This is a genomic window from Nocardioides sp. (genome assembly GCF_041913365.1).
Lineage (GTDB): Bacteria > Actinomycetota > Actinomycetes > Propionibacteriales > Nocardioidaceae > Nocardioides.
Window position 1 is genome coordinate 58,674 of sequence record NZ_JAYSFM010000011.1, and the last position, 17,076, is coordinate 75,749.

At 72.5% G+C, this 17,076-nt stretch carries 17 protein-coding genes; 5 read left to right on the top strand and 12 right to left on the bottom strand.

All coding sequences use genetic code 11. The features are described 5' to 3' along the window. Positions 1-5: 5 nt before the first annotated feature. Positions 6-1,145, bottom strand: coding sequence for a PP2C family protein-serine/threonine phosphatase (locus ACE3QY_RS18955; protein WP_374457612.1), 1,140 nt, complete (start codon positions 1,143-1,145; stop codon positions 6-8). A gap of 128 nt (positions 1,146-1,273) precedes the next feature. Here ACE3QY_RS18955 and ACE3QY_RS18960 point away from each other — a divergent pair, with 128 nt between their 5' ends. Then, positions 1,274-2,302, top strand: a complete 1,029-nt coding sequence (locus tag ACE3QY_RS18960; RefSeq protein WP_374457613.1) for an alpha/beta hydrolase — start codon at positions 1,274-1,276, stop codon at positions 2,300-2,302. On the opposite strand, the gene ACE3QY_RS18965 is transcribed toward ACE3QY_RS18960, so the two are convergent. From ACE3QY_RS18965 to ACE3QY_RS18980, 4 genes are all read right to left on the bottom strand, one after another. Next, on the bottom strand, positions 2,246-3,007 hold the full coding sequence (locus ACE3QY_RS18965) for a sulfite exporter TauE/SafE family protein (RefSeq protein WP_374457614.1): 762 nt from the start codon (positions 3,005-3,007) through the stop codon (positions 2,246-2,248). The two genes, ACE3QY_RS18960 and ACE3QY_RS18965, sit on opposite strands and share 57 nt — an antisense overlap. Before the next feature lie 10 nt (positions 3,008-3,017). Continuing rightward, positions 3,018-4,163: an SPFH domain-containing protein gene (locus ACE3QY_RS18970; protein ID WP_374457615.1), complete on the bottom strand. Its 1,146-nt coding sequence runs from the start codon at positions 4,161-4,163 to the stop codon at positions 3,018-3,020. A gap of 69 nt (positions 4,164-4,232) precedes the next feature. After that, positions 4,233-4,694: an NfeD family protein gene (locus ACE3QY_RS18975; RefSeq protein ID WP_374457616.1), complete on the bottom strand. Its 462-nt coding sequence runs from the start codon at positions 4,692-4,694 to the stop codon at positions 4,233-4,235. A 32-nt stretch (positions 4,695-4,726) separates the two neighbouring features. Further along, on the bottom strand, positions 4,727-5,518 hold the full coding sequence (locus tag ACE3QY_RS18980; protein ID WP_374457617.1) for an ABC transporter ATP-binding protein: 792 nt from the start codon (positions 5,516-5,518) through the stop codon (positions 4,727-4,729). Positions 5,519-5,551: 33 nt separating this feature from the next. On the opposite strand from ACE3QY_RS18980, the gene ACE3QY_RS18985 reads away from it, so the two are divergent. Further along, the gene (locus ACE3QY_RS18985; RefSeq protein ID WP_374457618.1) at positions 5,552-6,331 is read left to right on the top strand and encodes a hypothetical protein; all 780 of its coding nucleotides are present in this window, start codon (positions 5,552-5,554) and stop codon (positions 6,329-6,331) included. 10 nt (positions 6,332-6,341) lie between these two features. Here ACE3QY_RS18985 and ACE3QY_RS18990 read toward each other — a convergent pair whose 3' ends face one another. Then, positions 6,342-6,707, bottom strand: a complete 366-nt coding sequence (locus ACE3QY_RS18990) for a VOC family protein (RefSeq protein WP_374457619.1) — start codon at positions 6,705-6,707, stop codon at positions 6,342-6,344. Positions 6,708-6,800: 93 nt separating this feature from the next. Between ACE3QY_RS18990 and serB the strand changes: the two genes are divergently transcribed. Then, positions 6,801-8,018, top strand: a complete 1,218-nt coding sequence (gene serB / locus ACE3QY_RS18995) for a phosphoserine phosphatase SerB (protein ID WP_374457620.1) — start codon at positions 6,801-6,803, stop codon at positions 8,016-8,018. On the opposite strand, the gene ACE3QY_RS19000 is transcribed toward serB, so the two are convergent. Next, positions 7,990-8,751, bottom strand: coding sequence for a putative protein N(5)-glutamine methyltransferase (locus tag ACE3QY_RS19000; protein WP_374457621.1), 762 nt, complete (start codon positions 8,749-8,751; stop codon positions 7,990-7,992). The two genes, serB and ACE3QY_RS19000, sit on opposite strands and share 29 nt — an antisense overlap. Before the next feature lie 23 nt (positions 8,752-8,774). Continuing rightward, a complete protein-coding gene (locus ACE3QY_RS19005; RefSeq protein WP_374457622.1) occupies positions 8,775-9,305 on the bottom strand; it encodes a histidine phosphatase family protein in 531 nt (176 codons plus the stop codon). Positions 9,306-9,338: 33 nt separating this feature from the next. Between ACE3QY_RS19005 and ACE3QY_RS19010 the strand changes: the two genes are divergently transcribed. Both ACE3QY_RS19010 and cphA read left to right on the top strand, forming a co-directional pair. Then, positions 9,339-10,322 (top strand): cyanophycinase, encoded by a 984-nt coding sequence (locus ACE3QY_RS19010; RefSeq protein ID WP_374457623.1) that lies wholly within the window; start codon positions 9,339-9,341, stop codon positions 10,320-10,322. After that, a complete protein-coding gene (gene cphA / locus ACE3QY_RS19015; protein ID WP_374457624.1) occupies positions 10,322-13,099 on the top strand; it encodes a cyanophycin synthetase in 2,778 nt (925 codons plus the stop codon). The genes ACE3QY_RS19010 and cphA overlap by 1 nt, the downstream gene beginning before the upstream one ends. On the opposite strand, the gene ACE3QY_RS19020 is transcribed toward cphA, so the two are convergent. The 4 genes from ACE3QY_RS19020 to fabI are packed head-to-tail and all read right to left on the bottom strand — an operon-like array spanning position 13,081 to position 17,063. Next, positions 13,081-13,890 (bottom strand): alpha/beta fold hydrolase, encoded by an 810-nt coding sequence (locus ACE3QY_RS19020; protein ID WP_374457625.1) that lies wholly within the window; start codon positions 13,888-13,890, stop codon positions 13,081-13,083. The two genes, cphA and ACE3QY_RS19020, sit on opposite strands and share 19 nt — an antisense overlap. Positions 13,891-13,899: 9 nt before the next feature. Continuing rightward, positions 13,900-14,565 carry a class I SAM-dependent methyltransferase gene (locus ACE3QY_RS19025; RefSeq protein WP_374457626.1) on the bottom strand — a complete coding sequence of 222 codons (666 nt, stop codon included), beginning with the start codon at positions 14,563-14,565 and terminating at the stop codon, positions 13,900-13,902. After that, positions 14,562-16,250, bottom strand: coding sequence for a Mur ligase family protein (locus tag ACE3QY_RS19030; RefSeq protein ID WP_374457627.1), 1,689 nt, complete (start codon positions 16,248-16,250; stop codon positions 14,562-14,564). The genes ACE3QY_RS19025 and ACE3QY_RS19030 overlap by 4 nt, the downstream gene beginning before the upstream one ends. 42 nt (positions 16,251-16,292) lie before the next feature. Then, positions 16,293-17,063, bottom strand: a complete 771-nt coding sequence (gene fabI / locus ACE3QY_RS19035; RefSeq protein ID WP_374457628.1) for an enoyl-ACP reductase FabI — start codon at positions 17,061-17,063, stop codon at positions 16,293-16,295. Between the last annotated feature and the right edge of the window lie 13 nt (positions 17,064-17,076).

Sequence of the window (17,076 nt, forward strand, 5' to 3'; positions counted from 1 at the left end):
CTCGGTCAGCCCGCGTGGGCACTGTCGCGCTCGGGTGAGGTGAGCGGCAGCCGCTCGAGGACCAGCAGGGCCCGGTCGTCGTCGCCGCGCGGCACCTTCTTCAGCACCCGCTTGGGCATCCCGTTGAAGCCGCGGGCGTCGACGGCCTGGAGCGCCTGGTCGCGCAGCCAGTCGATCCCGTCGTCGAGGTCGCGGTCGGAGGTCTCCACGACGCCGTCGGTGTAGAACATCAGCGCCTCGCCCGGCTGCAGGCGACCACGGCTCGGGGTGAAGTCGGCCTCAGCGATGACGCCCAGCGCCATCCCGCGGGCGTTGTCGACCGTCCAGCCCCGCGTGCCGAGGTGCCAGTGCAGTGCCGGCGGGTGACCGGCGCTGGTGATCGTGTAGTCGCCGGTCACCAGGTCGACCTTGAGGTGAACCGCGGTCGCCAGCGACTCGTCGGACTCCTGCCTCAGCAGGAAGTGGTTGGCCGCGGACATCAGCTCGGCCGGGGGGAGCGCACCGATGAGCCCGCCCAGCGCTCCGGCGAACTGCAGCGCCTGCGGGCCGACCGACGTGCCCTTGCCGCAGACGTCGACGAGGGCCATCTCCAGCCAGCGTCCGTCGCGGAGGTCGGCGACGAGGAAGTCACCGGCGTAGCTCGGGCCGTTCGCGGTGATCGTCGCCGACTGCGACCGCCAGCCCACGGGCAGCGCGGGCACGACACCCTGCCGCTGCAGCCGGTCGCGCAGCTGGGTCAGCACCGCCTCGCTCAGCGCCATCGGCAGCCCCGACCGCTGGCGGCTCGACTGGTAGAGCACCAGGACGGCGCCGAGGGACAGGATCAGGAGCCCGAGGATCGCGCGCTCCCCCACCAGGCCCGACTCCACCGAGCTCCACACCGCGGCGGCGATGACGCAGGGGGTGAGGACGAGCAGAGGGCCGAAGCGCAGCAGCATCACGCCGAGCATCAGGTAGAGGAACCACAGCGTCACGGGCACCGCGGTGCCGGCGACGAGCACCGGCGTCATCGAGAGGCCCACCATGCCGATCAGCAGGCAGAGCAGGAAGATCTGACTGCCCCGGGAGCCGGTGCGCCAGCCGTCGACGCGCTGCTGGACGTACGAGGAGAATCCCCGCAGCATGGTCCCTCGCGCGCTCGACACCGGCCAAGATTAGAGCGGCCCCCGTGACACCCGAGGCCTATTGGGGAAACTGTTACTTCGCCGTGAACGAGGTCACTCGCACCGTGGATCGGCTCCTGCTGCGCGGTGTCGCTGGATAGTCTCGGGCCATGTCGCTGGTGCCGCTGCAGGCCGATCTCCTCGGGCCTGACTACCGGGTCGAGACCTTCTCCCTCCCCCCGGACGACGAGGGTCCGGTGGTCGCGACGCTGGTGACCCTGGAGCCGGAGCGGCCGAACGGCCGGGCGGTGCTGCACGTCCACGGTTTCGCCGACTACTTCTTCCACACCGAGTACGCCCGGTGGTGGGCCGACCGCGGCTACACCTTCTACGCGATCGACCTGCGCAAGTACGGCCGCTCCCTGCGCGAGCACCAGACGGCCAACTACGTCGCCGACCTCGACGAGTACTTCGGCGAGATCGACCTGGCGTGGTGGCGCATCACCCAGCGCGACGGGCACCGCGAGGTGCTGGTGTCGGGTCACTCGACCGGGGGTCTGACGGTGTCGCTGTGGGCCCACGAGCGGCGGCCGGTCGAGCTGCTGGCGATGGTGCTCAACTCGCCGTGGTTCGACATGCAGGGATCGGCGTGGCTGCGCAGCCCGGCGACCCGGGTCGCGCTCGAGCGGATCGGCACCAGCCGTCCGATGCAGGAGATCCCCCGGAAGATCAGCGGGGTCTACGGCCGCACGCTCCACCGCGACCACGGTGGCGAGTGGGACTACGACCTGGCCTGGAAGCCGCTGGAGTCCCGCCCCGTCTACGTCGGCTGGCTCCGGGCCGTGCGCCGCGGCCATGCCCGGCTCCACGCCGGCCTCGACGTGCCGTGCCCGACCCTCGTGCTGTCCTCGGCCCGGTCGGCCTTCGGCGACGACCTCGGCGAGGACGCCTTCACCCACGACATCGTGCTCGACGTGGAGCAGATTCGCCGCTGGGCCTCCTCGGTCGGGCGGCACGTCACCTCGGTCGCGGTCGAGGGCGCGATGCACGACGTGGTGCTGTCGCGGCCCGCGGCGCGGGCCAGGGCGTACGACGTCGTCGACACGTGGCTCCGCGCGTGGGTCGAGCCGTCGGCGACGACCTCAGACGAGCAGGGCGACGAGCGCGGTCACGCCGACGACGGCGATCACGGCGCGTAGCAGGTTGGGGGCGAGCCGGCGCCCGACGGTCGCACCGACCTGCCCCCCGACCACCGACCCGAGTGCGATCAGCCCGGCGACGACCCAGTCGACGTCGGCGACGGCGATGAAGACGAGCGCGGCGACCGCGTTGACGATCAGGGCGAGGACGTTCTTGGTGGCGGTGTGGCGCTGCATGGAGTCGGCCACGCCGATGCCGAGGATCGCCATCAGCAGGACGCCCTGCGCGGCGCCGAAGTAGCCGCCGTACACGCCGGCCCCGGCGACCGCCGGCCACACCCACCACACGCCGTGGTCGGGGATGCCGCCGCGGGCCTCCGCGCGCGCGGCCACCGCGCTCTGGATCCGCGGGCCGAAGATCACCAGCAGCACACCCAGCAGGATCAGCGCCGGGACGATGGCGTCGAAGGCCGACGAGGGCAGCCACAGCAGGAGCAGCGCTCCGACGACACCGCCGAGCAGCGAGGCGGCGCCCAGGCGCAGCACGCGGCCGCGCTGGCCGGCCAGCTCCCGGCGGTAGCCGACGACGCCGGACATGCTGCCGGGCACCAGGCCGACAGTGTTGCTGACGTTGGCCGTCACTGGAGGCACGCCGAACGCCAGCAGGGTCGGGAACGTGATCAACGTCCCCGACCCCACCACAGTGTTGATGGTGCCGGCCGCCACTCCTGCGAGGGTGACCAGCACCATCTCGAGTGGACTCATGCGTGTGGACTCACTGGCCGGCAGGTGCCCCCGGGTCGAGCGGGTCGGCAGGCCCGCCGCCGGTGTCGGTCGACGGGTCCGAGGAGGGGAGCGACTTGCCCGGGTTGGCCGCACTCTCGGCCGCGGCGATCGCCTGCTGCACCGCCTCGCTGGTGGCCCGGGTCTCCGGGTCGTCGGAGCCGCGGGGCAGCTGGGGCTCGGAGGGGCCCATGTCGACCCGCTTGCGCGGCGTCGCGTCGCGCGGGATGCCGGCGACCTCGTGGATCGAGGAGCCGAGTCCCTCGAGCGCCTTGGTGATCTCCGAGGGGATGACCCACACCTTGTTGGCGTCGCCCTCGGCGATCTTGGGCATCATCTGGAGGTACTGGTAGGCCAGCAGGGACTGGTTGGGCTGGCCGTCGTGGATGGCCTGGAAGACCGTCTGGATGGCCTGTCCCTCACCCTGGGCACGCAGGATCGCGGCCTCGCGATCGGCCTGCGCACGCAGGATCTGCGACTCGCGGTCACCCTCGGCGTTGAGGATCTGCGACTGCTTGTTGCCCTCGGCCGTGAGGATGGCCGACTGGCGCTGGCCCTCGGCGCTCAGGATGAGAGCGCGCTTGTCGCGGTCGGCGCGCATCTGCTTCTCCATCGCGTCCTTGATGGACGGCGGCGGGTCGATGCCCTTGATCTCGACACGGTTCACCCGGATGCCCCACTTGCCGGTCGCCTCGTCGAGCACGCCGCGCAGCCCGTTGTTGATCTCCTCGCGGGAGGTCAGGGTCTGCTCGAGGTCCATGCCGCCGACGATGTTGCGCAGCGTGGTCATGGTCAGCTGCTCGACGGCCTGGATGTAGTTGGCGATCTCGTAGGTCGCCGCGACCGGGTCGGTGACCTGGAAGTAGATGACGGTGTCGATGGACACCACGAGGTTGTCCTCGGTGATCACCGGCTGGGGCGGGAAGCTCACGACCTGCTCGCGCAGGTCGATGAGGTAGCGCACCTTGTCGATGAACGGCACGACGATGTTGAGGCCTGCGGGCAGCGTCTGCTTGTACTTGCCGAACCGCTCGACGATGCCCGCGCGCGCCTGGGGCACGATGCGGACCGTCTTGGCGAGCAGGACGACCACGAACAGGACGACGAGCAGGAACAGGACCAGCAAGGCTGTCGGCATTGGTCTCCCCCGATCTGGTGTGGGTCTGCGTGAAGGTGGTGCCGTGAAGGTGGTGCTGGGACTCGTGGCTCAGGGCTCGAGAGTGGCCACCGGGTGGACGTAGGCGGTCGCGCCCTTGATCTGGAGGATCTCGACGGTCTCGCCCGGCGCGATCCGGAGGTTCTCGTCGTACGGGAGCGCGCTCCAGATCTCGCCGCCCGCCTTGATCCGCCCGGCGGAGAGCCCGGAGATCTCCTCGGTGACCAGGCCGCGGGTGCCGACCAGCTTGCCGTGCCCGAGCGCGAGCTCGGGTCCGCTGTGGAGCCGCTTCACGAAGGCCGGGCGCACGAGCGCGAGCATCGCGACCGACGCGGCGAGGGCCGCGATGACCTGGACCGCGACCGGCAGCCCGATGATCGCGGCGACCATCCCGACCACGGCACCGGCGGCGAGCATGGCCAGGATCAGGTCGAGGCTGAACATCTCGGCGACGCCGAGGACGATCGACAGCGCCAGCCAGCTCTCCCAGAGGTGGTCGCGGATCCAGTCCATGACCAGACCCTATCCAGTCCCCACTACTGGAATCAGCGAGCAGGACGGCGACGCGCGGCGAACCTGTCGTCGGCACGGCTGAGCAGCAGCGGCATGCCGAAGGTCTCCGACAGCGTCGCCTCGGTGACGACGTCGTCCACCGGACCCGCGTCGACCACCCGGCCCTCGCGCAGGAGCAGCGCGTGGGTGAAGCCGGGCGGGATCTCCTCGACGTGGTGGGAGACCAGGACGGTGGCGGGCGAGTCGGGGTCAAGGGCGAGCTCGGACAGCGTCGCGACGAGGTCCTCGCGCCCTCCCAGGTCCAGACCAGCCGCGGGCTCGTCGAGCAGCAGCAGCTCCGGGTCGGTCATCAGGGCCCGGGCGATCTGCACGCGCTTGCGCTCGCCCTCGCTGAGGGTGCCGAAGGTGCGCTCGAGCAGGTGGCTCGCCCCGACCTCCCCGAGCAGCGCCGCCGCGCGGTCGTGGTCGAGGTCGGCGTAGTCCTCACGCCACCGGCCGACGACGCCGTAGGACGCGGAGACCACGACGTCCTTGACGAGCTCGGTGCGCGGGATGCGATCGGCCAGGGCTGCGCTGGTGAGGCCGATGCGGGGGCGCAGCTCGAAGACGTCGGTGGTGCCGAGCACCTCGTCGAGAATCCCGGCCACCCCTGAGGTCGGGTGCAGCTGGGCAGCCGCAACCTGCAGCAGGGTGGTCTTGCCGGCCCCGTTGGGACCGAGCACGACCCAGCGCTCGTCCTCCTCGACCAACCAGCTCACGTCGTCGAGGAGCAGCGTCCGGCCACGGCGCACCGTGACCCCCGCGAGCTCGATGACGGCGACCATGCCCGCACCCTATCCAGCAGCGACCATGCGCCCGTGGGCAACACGACGGCGGGCGACCGGCGAGTAGCCTCGCCCGCGATGTCCCCGCACCCGTCCTCCGCCTCCCCGTCCCCGGCGCTCGCGCTGCCCCACTCCGCCGTCCTGGCGTGGTGGCTCACCGCCTGGCTGCGGGGGCACGAGCAGACCGACCACGTCCTCGACGTGCTCGCCGAGGACACGCACCTGCTCGAGGGCGGGTCGGCGCTCGACCTGCTCGCGCGCTCACGAGCCACCGGAGCGACGTACGCCGGCCTTGCGCTGCCCGCGGACGGCGACCCGCTCGGCCTCGGCGGGCCGCGCGCCTTCAACGAGGCGGCGCTGGAGGCCGGGCAGGCGGTGGTCGTCGGGACGCTCGGGCTGGTGCCCGTCGAGCAGGGCGAGACCGTGCAGTGGCAGGCCCACGAGGCCGGTCCGCGGCAGCTGCCCGACGTGGGCGAGGCCGACCGCGCGTTGCGCGCGAGGCTGCTCGGCGCGGCCGGCGACCTGGCCGACCTGGACGTGGCGCGCTGGCGGCCCGAGGCCGCGGACGCGCTGATGAACCTGCACCACCGCCCGAGCCTCGACGCGCCGCTCGGCACCCCGGCCCGGTGCGTGGACCTGGCCGCGCGGGGCCTCCAGGCGTGGGCGATCGTCGACCTCGCGCTGGTCGACGACGGCGGCGCACTCTCGTCCTACGAGGTCGAGCGGCGGCGGGGGCTGCTGCAGCCGCTGGCCCGCACCGCCCGCCGCGCGATCGTGGCGGCCTGCTCCCCTGAGGTGTGGCCGCCGGCCTGACGGCCCCCGGTCAGTGCTCGCCGGCGCTGGCCCAGACGCCGAGGACGTTGCCGCTCGGGTCGGCGAAGAGGAAGCGCCGCCCGCCGGGGAAGTCGTAGGGCCCCTCGGTCACGGTGCCGCCCGCGGCCTCGACCGCGGCCACGGTCGCGTCGAGGTCGTCGGAGAACAGCAGCACGAGCGCGCCGCCCGGACCGGTCGGCCCGCCGGGGTTGAGACCCCCGACCTCGCCGTCGCCCGCGGCACTGCGGATCCCGGAGTAGTCCGAGCCGTAGTCGTTGAACTCCCAGCCGAAGGCCTGGCCGTAGAAGGCCTTGGCGGCCGCGAGGTCGCTGACGCCGAGCTCGATGTAGTCGATGGTGTGGTGGACCTGGCTCATGACGGCGACGCTACGGCGCGCCACCGACAACGGCAGCCCGAGGCGCGGACCCCGCCCGACCGGTCCGGCGTACCGGACTAGCCTTTCCCCACCATGGAAGACGAGCCGAAGACGCTGCTGGTCACCCTCACCGGCAAGGACCGACCGGGCGTCACGTCCGCGATGTTCGACGCGCTCGCCGCGGCCGGCGTCGAGGTCGTCGACATCGAGCAGATCGTGCTGCGGAGGCGGCTGCTGCTCGGCATCCTGGTCACCGCCCCGCGGGACTGGAAGAAGCTGCGCGACGTCATCGAGCGCACCGCTGCCGAGCTCGACATGACCGTCGAGGTCGACCGCGGCGCCGGTGACAACAGGAGCCGCCGCGGCGACCGGTCGCACATCACGCTGCTCGGCAGCCCGCTCAAGGCGTCCGCCGTGGCGGCCGTCGCCGGCCGGATCGCCGACTCAGGCGCCAACATCGACCGGATCGAGCGGATGGCCCGCTACCCGGTGACCGCGATCGAGCTGCACGTCTCCGGCGCCCCGGCCGACACGCTCCGGCCGCTGCTGGCCGCGGAGGCTGCCCGGCTCGGGATCGACCTCGCCGTCCAGCGCGAGTCGCTGCACCGGCGCGGCGTCCGGCTGATCGTGATGGACGTGGACTCCACGCTCATCCAGGGCGAGGTGATCGAGATGATCGCCGCCCACGCCGGTCAGGAGGCCGAGGTCGCCCGGGTCACCGAGGCCGCGATGCGCGGCGAGCTGGACTTCGAGGACTCCCTGCGCGAGCGCGTCGCGCTCCTCAAGGGCGTGCCGGCCGCTGCGCTGGACGAGGTCTACGACTCGATCGTGCTGGCCCCCGGGGCGCGCACGATGGTGCGCACGCTGCGCCGCCTGGGCTACCGCTTCGCCATCGTCTCGGGCGGGTTCACCCAGATCACCGACCGGCTCGCCGCCGAGCTCGGCATCCACTTCGCCCGCGCCAACGAGCTCGAGATCGTCGACGGGCTGCTGACCGGCCGGATCGTCGGTGACGTCGTCGACCGGGCCGGCAAGGCGGCCGCACTGCGCGAGTTCGCCGCCGAGGTGGGTGTGCCCCTCGACGCCACCATCGCGATCGGCGACGGTGCCAACGACCTCGACATGCTCAACGCCGCCGGGCTCGGCATCGCCTACAACGCCAAGCCGATGGTGCGCGACGCCGCGCACACCTCGGTCAACGTGCCCTACCTCGACACCGTCCTCTACCTGCTCGGCATCTCCCGCGAGGAGATCGAGGAGGCGGACGCCGAGTTCGGGATCGTCACGCCGTCCCCGCCCCTGCTCGACTGAGCCGGCCGACGGCCACGCACCCGTCCACGTCTGCGTCGACCAGGACCTCCGTCTCGAGCCCTGCCTGCTCCATCGCAGCCGTCGTCAGCCCGGCCTGTGCGGGGCTGGTCTCGACGAGCAGCACGCCCCCGGGCGCCAGCCAGGCCGGCGCCCCCGCGGCCAGGCGCCGGTGCAGGTCCACGCCCTCACCGCCACCGTCCAGGGCCATGCGCGGCTCGTGGTCGCGCGCCTCGGCCGGCATCGACGCGATGCGCCCGGTCGGGACGTACGGCGCGTTCGCAGCGAGCACGTCGACGCGTCCGGCGAGGGCGGCGGGCAGCGCGTCGTAGAGGTCGCCGAGGTGGAGCGCGGCGCCCGGAGCGTTGAGCCGGGCACACTCCAGCGCCACCGCGCTCAGGTCCGCGGCGTGGACCTCTGCCGCACCCTCGAGGACGGCGGCGACGGGCCCGACGCCGCAGCACATCTCCACCACGACGGCGCGGTCGCCGTGCGCTGCGAGGTCGCGGGCGGTGCGGGCGAGCAGCTCGGTGCGCCGCCGCGGCACGAAGACCCCCGGCGCGACCACGAGCCGGCGGCCGAGGAACTCCACCCAGCCCAGCACCAGCTCGAGAGGCTCACCGGCAACGCGTCGGGCGGCCAGGTCGTCGAGCTCGCGCGCCGAGAGCGCCGCCTCCTGCAGGAGGACGGCCTCCTCCTCGGCCCAGACGCAGCCGGCCGCTCGCAACCGTGCCACGAGGGCCTCGTCGAGCGCGCGCGTCACCCGTCGCCGACGTGGAAGGACTCGAGCCGGCAGGTGCCGGGCCCGACGGTGGTCCAGTCGTCGAGCACCGTGAACACCGCGAGCCCGGAGGTCGGGAAGCCGCGGGTGATGAGGCTGGTCGTCGCGTCGGCGTCGCCGTCGCCGTCGTCGAGCAGCTCGGCGACGTAGGCCATGGTGGGGTTGTGGCCGATGACCACGAGCGTGGTGACGCCCGCGTCCGTCTCCCGGACGAGGTCGATGGCGACGTCGGGGCCGGCGGCGTAGAGGGACGCGGAGAAGTCGGGCTCGAGGTCCCACCCAGCGCCCTCGGCCACCGCCGCCCACGTCTCCTGGGTGCGCAGGGCGTCGGAGACCAGCGCCGCGTCGGGGGTGATCCCCCGGTCCCGCAGCCACTCCCCCGCCTCGCCCGCATCGGCGTGGCCCCGGGGCGCCAGCGCGCGCTCACGGTCCGAGGGCCCGCTGGCCTCGGCCTTGCTGTGGCGCATCACGACGAGTCGTCGGACCACGCTGCTCGTTGACTCCTGCATCCTCCAACCCTTCCAGCCGCTAGCCTGCCTGTCATGCCCAACGGACCACTCATGATCATCGGTGGCGCCGAGGACAAGGTGCGCAAGCCGACGATCCTCAAGCACTTCGTCGCCCTCAGCGGTGGCCGGGAGGCGCGCATCGCGGTCATCCCGACGGCCTCCTCGCTGGGTCGGGAGGTCGTCGACGTCTACGACGCGCTGTTCACCAAGTTCGGCGCGACGAGCGTCGACGCCGTACGCCCCGAGACGCGCGACCAGGCCCACGATCCCGCCTTGGTCAAGGCGCTCGACGAGGCGACGGGCATCTTCATGACCGGCGGCAACCAGCTCAAGCTGTCCTCCGTCGTGTGCGGCACCCCGGTGGGCGAGGCGATCCTGCGCGCGCACCAGCGCGGCGCGGTGGTCGCCGGCACGTCCGCCGGGGCCAGCATCCAGTCGTCCCACATGGTCGCCTTCGGCGTCGGCGGCTCGACGCCCAAGCAACGGATGACGCAGGTGGCGGCGGGTCTCGGCCTGGTCGACACCACGGTCATCGACCAGCACTTCGACCAGCGCAACCGCTACGGCCGGTTGCTGATGATCGTCGCGCAGAGCCCGCAGCTGCTGGGGATCGGCGTCGACGAGGACACCTGCGGCCTGGTCGAGACCGTCGACGGCGACGCGGTCCTGCGCGTGCTCGGCAAGGGCGCGGTGACCATCTTCGACGGCGCCCGGATGGTCTCCAACGCCTACGAGGCGAAGAGGTCCAGCCCGCTGCTGGCGAGCGGCGTGGTCTTCCACGTGCTCCCCGAGGGCACCGCCTTCAACCTGACCACGCGGTCGCTCGTCCCGCAGGAGCCGGCGGTCGACCCCGAGGACGCGGTCGAGCTCGCCGAGGCCAGCCGCGACCTGCGCCAGCTCGCCCGCGACATCGCCGCCGCGGACGCGGCCCCGTCCGCCATCCGGCGGCGGCTGAAGATGCGCCGCAGCCCGAGCCACCCGCCCGAAGCCACCGGACCGACCGAGGGAGACTGTTGATGAGCGAGCGACCCACACCGGACCTGGAGATCGTCGAGACCCGGGTCTACCGCGGGCCCAACGTCTGGTCCTACGACAAGTCGATTCATCTCGTGGTCGACCTCGGGTCGCTCGAGCAGTTCCCCACCAACACCATCCCCGGCTTCTCCGAGGACCTCGTGGCGATGCTGCCCGGGCTGCGCGAGCACTCCTGCTCGCGCGGTCGCCGCGGCGGCTTCCTCGAGCGGCTCAACGAGGGCACGTGGCTGGGCCACGTCGCCGAGCACGTCGCGCTGGCCCTGCAGCAGCTCGTCGGCCACGACATCCGCCGGGGCAAGACCCGCCAGGTGAAGGGCCAGACCGGCCGCTACAACATCATCTACGGCTACATCGACGAGAACGTCGGCCTCACCGCCGGCCGCCTCGCCGTCCGCCTGGTCAACCACCTCGTCGAGGGCGACCCCGACTTCGACTGGGAGGCCGAGCGCGACGACTTCATCCGGCGTGCCGAGCGCACCGCCTTCGGCCCCTCCACCCAGGCGATCGTGGACGAGGCCGTGTCGCGCGACATCCCGTGGATCCGGCTCAACCAGTACTCCCTCGTCCAGCTCGGGCAGGGCGTCCACGCCAAGCGGATCCGGGCCACGATGACGTCGGAGACCTCCTCGATCGCCGTGGACATCGCCTCCGACAAGGACCTCACCACCAAGCTCCTCGGCGCCGCCGGGCTGCCGGTGCCCAAGCAGGAGTCGATCCGCACCGAGGAGCAGGCCGTCGCGGCCGCCCGCCGGATCGGCTTCCCCGTCGTGCTCAAGCCGCTCGACGGCAACCACGGCCGCGGGGTGTGCCTCGACCTGCAGAGCGACGACGACGTACGCGCTGCCTTCCCGATCGCGCACGGCCAGTCGCGCCGCGGCAACGTCATCGTGGAGTCCTTCGTCACCGGCAAGGACTACCGCTGCCTGATCATCGACGGCCGCATGGTCGCGATCGCCGAGCGCGTGCCGGCCTCGGTGACCGGCGACGGCACCTCCACCGTCGAGGAGCTGGTCGACCTCACCAACGCCGACCCGCGCCGCGGCGTCGGCCACGAGAAGGTGCTGACCAGGATCAAGGTCGACGAGGCGGCCATCGAGGTGCTCGCCGACCAGGGCCACACCCTCGACTCCGTGCCCGCCGAGGGCGAGATGGTGAAGCTGGCGCTCACCGGCAACATGTCGACCGGCGGCATCTCCATCGACCGCACCTTCGAGGCCCACCCGGAGAACGTCGAGATCGCCGAGGAGGCCGCGCGGATGGTCGGCCTCGACATCGCCGGCATCGACTTCATCTGCCCCGACATCACCCAGCCGGTCCGCGAGGCCGGCGGCGCGATCTGCGAGGTCAACGCGGCCCCCGGCTTCCGGATGCACACGCACCCGACGATCGGCGAGCCCCAGTTCATCGCCAAGCCGGTGGTGGACATGCTGTTCCCGCCCGGCGCGACCTCGCGGATCCCGATCGTCGCCGTGACCGGCACCAACGGCAAGACGACCACGAGCCGGATGATCAGCCACATCTTCAAGGGCATGGGCCGCAAGGTCGGCATGACCTCCACCGACGGCGTCGTGATCGACGAGCGGCTGGTGATCCGGGCCGACGCGTCGGGGCCGCGCTCGGCGCGGATGGTGCTGCAGAACCCGCGCGTCGACTTCGCCGTCTTCGAGGTGGCGCGTGGCGGCATCCTGCGCGAGGGCCTCGGCTACGAGCGCAACGACGTCGCGGTGGTGCTCAACGTCCAGCCCGACCACCTCGGCATGCGCGGCATCGACACCGTGGAGCAGCTCGCCGACGTGAAGGCCGTCATCGTCGAGGCGGTGCCGCGCGACGGCCACGCCGTGCTCAACGCCGACGACCCGCTGGTGCGGGAGATGCGCCGGCGCTGCTCGGGGCAGGTCGTGTGGTTCTCCATGGAGGAGCCCGGCAGCGAGACCCGCGACATGATCGACGCGCACTGCCGACGCGGCGGCAAGGCGATCGTGCTCAACCCGAGCGACCGCGGCGAGATGATGGTCGTCCAGCACGGCCGCCGCGAGATGCAGCTCGCCTGGACCCACCTCCTGCCGGCGACCTTCAGCGGCCGCGCACGGATGAACGTCCAGAACGCCCTCGCCGCCGCCGCTGCCGCCTTCGCGGCGGGTGCTCCCCTGCACGACATCCGCCAGGGCCTGCGCACCTTCTCGACGAACTACTACCTCTCCCCCGGCCGCCTCAACGAGGTCGAGGTCAACGGTGTGAACGTCATCGTCGACTACTGCCACAACGCGCCCGGCATGAAGATGCTCGGCGACTTCGTGGACCGCGTCGGCGACTCGATCGCCTCCTCCCACGACCTCGCCCGTCCCTCGCGGATCGGCATCATCGCCACCGCCGGCGACCGGCGCGACCAGGACATGCGCGAGCTCGGCCACATCGCGGCCCAGCACTTCGACGTCTGCATCGTCCGCGAGGACGTGGCCCTGCGCGGCCGCGAGCGCGGCGCGACCGCCGCCCTGGTCCTCGAGGGCGTACGTGCCGCGATGTCCGAGGGAGCCCGCTGCAAGCAGGCCGAGCTGGTGCTCGACGAGATCGAGGCCGTGCGCCACGCGATGAGCCGCGCCAACCGCGGCGACCTGGTCGTGGTCTGCGTCGACAAGCACGCGGAGGTGATGGCCGAGCTGGAGAGCTGGTCGGGCGACGCCCAGGCCGGCTCGGTCGCCAACCCCGACGCGCCGTCGGCCGACCCGGACTACACCCCGCCTCAGCCGGTCGAGGGGTGACCAGACGTCACCCGCGCCACGAAGTCCAGGACCGCCGGTCCGGCCGGGTCGATGAGATGGCCACCCGGCACGATCGTGTGGACGGCGTGGCGCAGGCCGTCGACCAGAGCGTCGTCCACACGTCGCGCAGCGGCGTAGGAGTCGGTCGCCGACACGACCAGCACCGGCAGGTCGATGCTCGCGAGCTCGGGCACGAACGGATCGGCGCTGAGGTCGAGGCCGACACCTCGGATCTCGGCCGCCACAGCCGCTGAGCAGCGGGCGAAGAGCGCCTGCACCTCGGCGTCCAGGCTCGGCCACACCTCCTCGCCGAGGGCGAGGTCGAAGACCGCCCGGGAGGCGGAACCGGGCTCGCGCTCCTCGGCGTCGAGCACGCGGGTGCCCAGGTCCCGGGCCCAGGAGGCAGCCTCAGGGTCGAGACCGAAGACCGCCGGCTCGAGCAACGCGACACCACACAGCAGCTCGGGCCGTCGTTGGGCGAGGGCCAACGCCACCAGCCCTCCCGTGCTCCGCCCGATCACGACCGCCGGTACCTCACCCAGCGCTTCCAGCAATGCGGCGGCGTCGGCCACGTGCTCGTCCAGGTCGAGGGCATCGACCGGTGGGGACGGCGTGCTGTCACCGAACCCGCGCCGGTCATAGGTGACGCAGCGAGCCGTTGACGCGAGCCGTTGGGCCGGTTCCTCCCAGAACTCCCGCGTGCTCGGCGTGCCGTGCACGCACAGCACCGTCGGTCCGGTTCCGCGGATCTCGTACTGAAGACCGACCCCGGGTCGCTGGAGGACCGGCATCCGGCCAGCCTACGCCCGCGGCGAACCGTCAACCGTCGCCGATTTCGCCCAGACCACGAACTCGTACACGGCGTCCCCGTCGGCGTCACCACGGGGGAAGGCGACGGCCTCGTGCGAGGCGACGCGCTCGAGGCCGAACGACGCCGCGTGCCGCTCGACGTCCTCGCGTGGGTGGCGTCGTACCTCCCGCGAGCCGCCCACCACGCTGACCGGGCGGGCCTGGACCGTGGAGCCGGGCAACAGTGGCTCGTGGCTGATCGCCAGGTGGCCGCCGGGCCGCAGCCGGGACGCGGCCAGCCGCAGCACCTCGAACAGGTCGGGGACGAGCTCGAGGAAGCCGACGGCGGTGATCAGGTCCCAGGAGCCGTCGGTGGCCCGGAGGAACCCGGCCGCGTCGTCGACGACCACGGCTGCGCCCGGCACCTTCGCCGGCGCCTGGGCGAGCATGCCCAGTGACGGGTCCACGAGGGTGAGGTCGGTCCGCGGGTAGAGCCCGTCGAGCATCAGGGCCGTCTGCCCCGTGCCGGCGCCGAGGTCGAGGACCGTCGCCGGGGCAAGGCCCAAGGGCGCGAGCAGCGCCTTCGTGTGCTCGTTGGCGGCCCAGCCGTCACCGCCGGTGCTCTCGTCGTACGTCGGCGCGAGGGCGTCGTAGACCGGCGCCCAGTCGCCGCTCACCGGGCCGCCCGGACCTTCTCGGAGAGGGTCTCGGGGCTGTCGGGCGTGCCACCGTGCCCGGCGATCCAGTCGTAGGCCTCCTGGCGCTCGGCATGGCACATCAGGCCGACCACGTCGCCGGGGCGGGCCCTCTCGACGAGGGCGGCCAGGCACTCGACCTCGGTCCCGTAGGTGTCGATGTCCGTCACCCCCACGCGGGCTGCGCCGGCGCGGAGCAGCTGGTCGATCTCGTCCATGGTGCGCCCGCGGAGGTACCACTCCTTGTGGCCGATCGCGACCACGTCGCTGCCCTTGGCCCCGATCTCGCCCAGCGCGTCGATCAGCTCGTCCGTGCGGTCGCCGACCGCGCCGAGGCCGAGGAGCAGCCGGGCCCCGGGGCGGCGTACGCCCGACATGATCTCGAGCAGCGCCTCGAGGCCGGCCTCGTTGTGGGCGAGGTCCATGACGACCGAGACCTCGCCGGGCAGCGAGAAGAAGTTCATCCGCCCCGGGTTGTGCTCGGCGTCGGGCCGGAAGGACGTCAGCCCGGCCACCACATGCTCACGGTCCAGCCCGATCGCCAGGGCTGCGGATGCCGCGGCGAGGGCGTTCTCGATGTTGAAGCGGGAGAGGCCCGCAAGGGTCATCGGCACGTCGACCAGCTCGACGAGCGGGTCGGGGTCGGCGCCCGGCGCGAGCACGGTGATCCAGCCGTCGATGACCGTCGTCGCACGCCCCCCGCCGTGGCTGAGCACCCCGCGCACCGCGGGCGAGTCGGGGTCGCGGCTGAAGATCCAGGGCTGGGCCGAGATGACCGCGCGCATGGCGAGCACGCGCGGGTCGTCACCGTTGAGCACCGCCCAGCCGTCCTTGCGGGTGATCCGCGGGACCACCGACTTCACCTCCGCGAGCTGGTCGACGGTGTCGATCCCCTGGAGGCCGAGGTGGTCGGCGGTGACGTTGGTGACGACCGAGACGTCGTTGCGGGTGATGCCGATGCCCTTGAGCAGGATGCCGCCGCGGGCGGTCTCGGTGACGGCGAACTGCACGCCCTCGAGGCCCAGCGCGCGGCCCGCGCCGGAGGGACCGGAGTAGTCGCCGGCCTCGACGAGGACGCCGTCGCGGTAGATGCCGTCGGTGTTGGACCACCCCACGACCAGCCCGCTGGTGCGGGCGATGTGGGCGATCATCCGGCTGGTGGTGGTCTTGCCGTTGGTCCCGGTGACCGCGACGACCGGGATCGACGGCGTGATCGTGGACGGGCGGTCGCCACGCTGGGCCTGCGCGACCTCCTCGGCGGCGGCACTGACGGCGGCGTCGAGGTCCGGCGTGGGCAGGGCGTCCAGCGCGTGGGCCACCGCCTCGCCGAGCGCCCGCGCGCGACCGCGGTTGCGCCACGGGAACGCCACGACCAGCACATCGGGGTCGGACGTCGGGCGGACGCGCACCGCCAGCCGCCGCGTGCCCGCCTCGCTCGCGATGGCACGTACGAGCCGCTCGACCGCACGCACCGCGAAGCGCGCCCGGAACCCCGACCCCGCCGCTCCCGGCCGCGTCGTGCGCAGGCCGATCCGGCGGGCGAAGCGCAGCACCGCTTCCTCGCTCGCCTCCGTGATCGTCGAGACGTCGAGGGTCAGCTTCACCGCGGCGCGCGGGAAGTAGAGGTTGGGGCCTTCGAGGATGCGGAGCTCGACGAGGGAGGTCACCGCAGGAAACTAGCGGAACCGGTGGTCCCTGCTACAGACCCCTCAGAGGCCCATCGCATGGAAGCCGCCGTCCACGTGGACGATCTCGCCGGTCGTGGCAGGGAAGAAGTCGCTCAGGAGCGCGACGACGGCCTGCGCGGTCGGCGTGTGGTCCGACTCGTCCCACCCGAGCGGGGCGCGGTCCTTCCACGCCGACTCGAGGTCCTCGAAGCCGGGGATCGCCTTGGCGGCCAGCGTCTTCAGCGGGCCCGCCGACACGAGGTTGCACCGGATGCCCTCGGGGCCGAGGTCGCGGGCGACGTAGCGGCTGGTGTTCTCCAGCGCCGCCTTGGCGACGCCCATCCAGTCGTACGCCGGCCACGCGGTCGTGGCGTCGAAGGTCAGCCCGACGATCGAGCCCCCGCGCGACAGCAGCGGCTTGGTCGCCACTGCGAGCGACTTCAGGGAGTACGCCGACACCTGCACGGCCTGCGCGACGTCGTCCCACGGGCCGTCCATGAACTTGCCGCCGAGCAGCGTCTCGGGGTTGCCGTAGGCGATGGAGTGCACGACGCCGTCGAGGCCGTCGACGTGCTCGCGGACCTGGTCGGCGAGGCCGGCGAGGTGGTCTTCATCGGTGACGTCGAGCTCGAGGACCGGCGGTTCCTGGGGCAGGCGCTTGGCGATGCGCTTGGTGATGCCGAGGGCGCGGCCGAAGTTGGAGATCAGCACCGTCGCGCCCTGCTCCTGGGCGATGCGGGCGGTGGCGAAGCCGATCGAGCTGTCCATCGTGACGCCGGCGACGAGGATGCGCTTGCCGTCGAGGATTCCCATGTGCGTGTGCTCC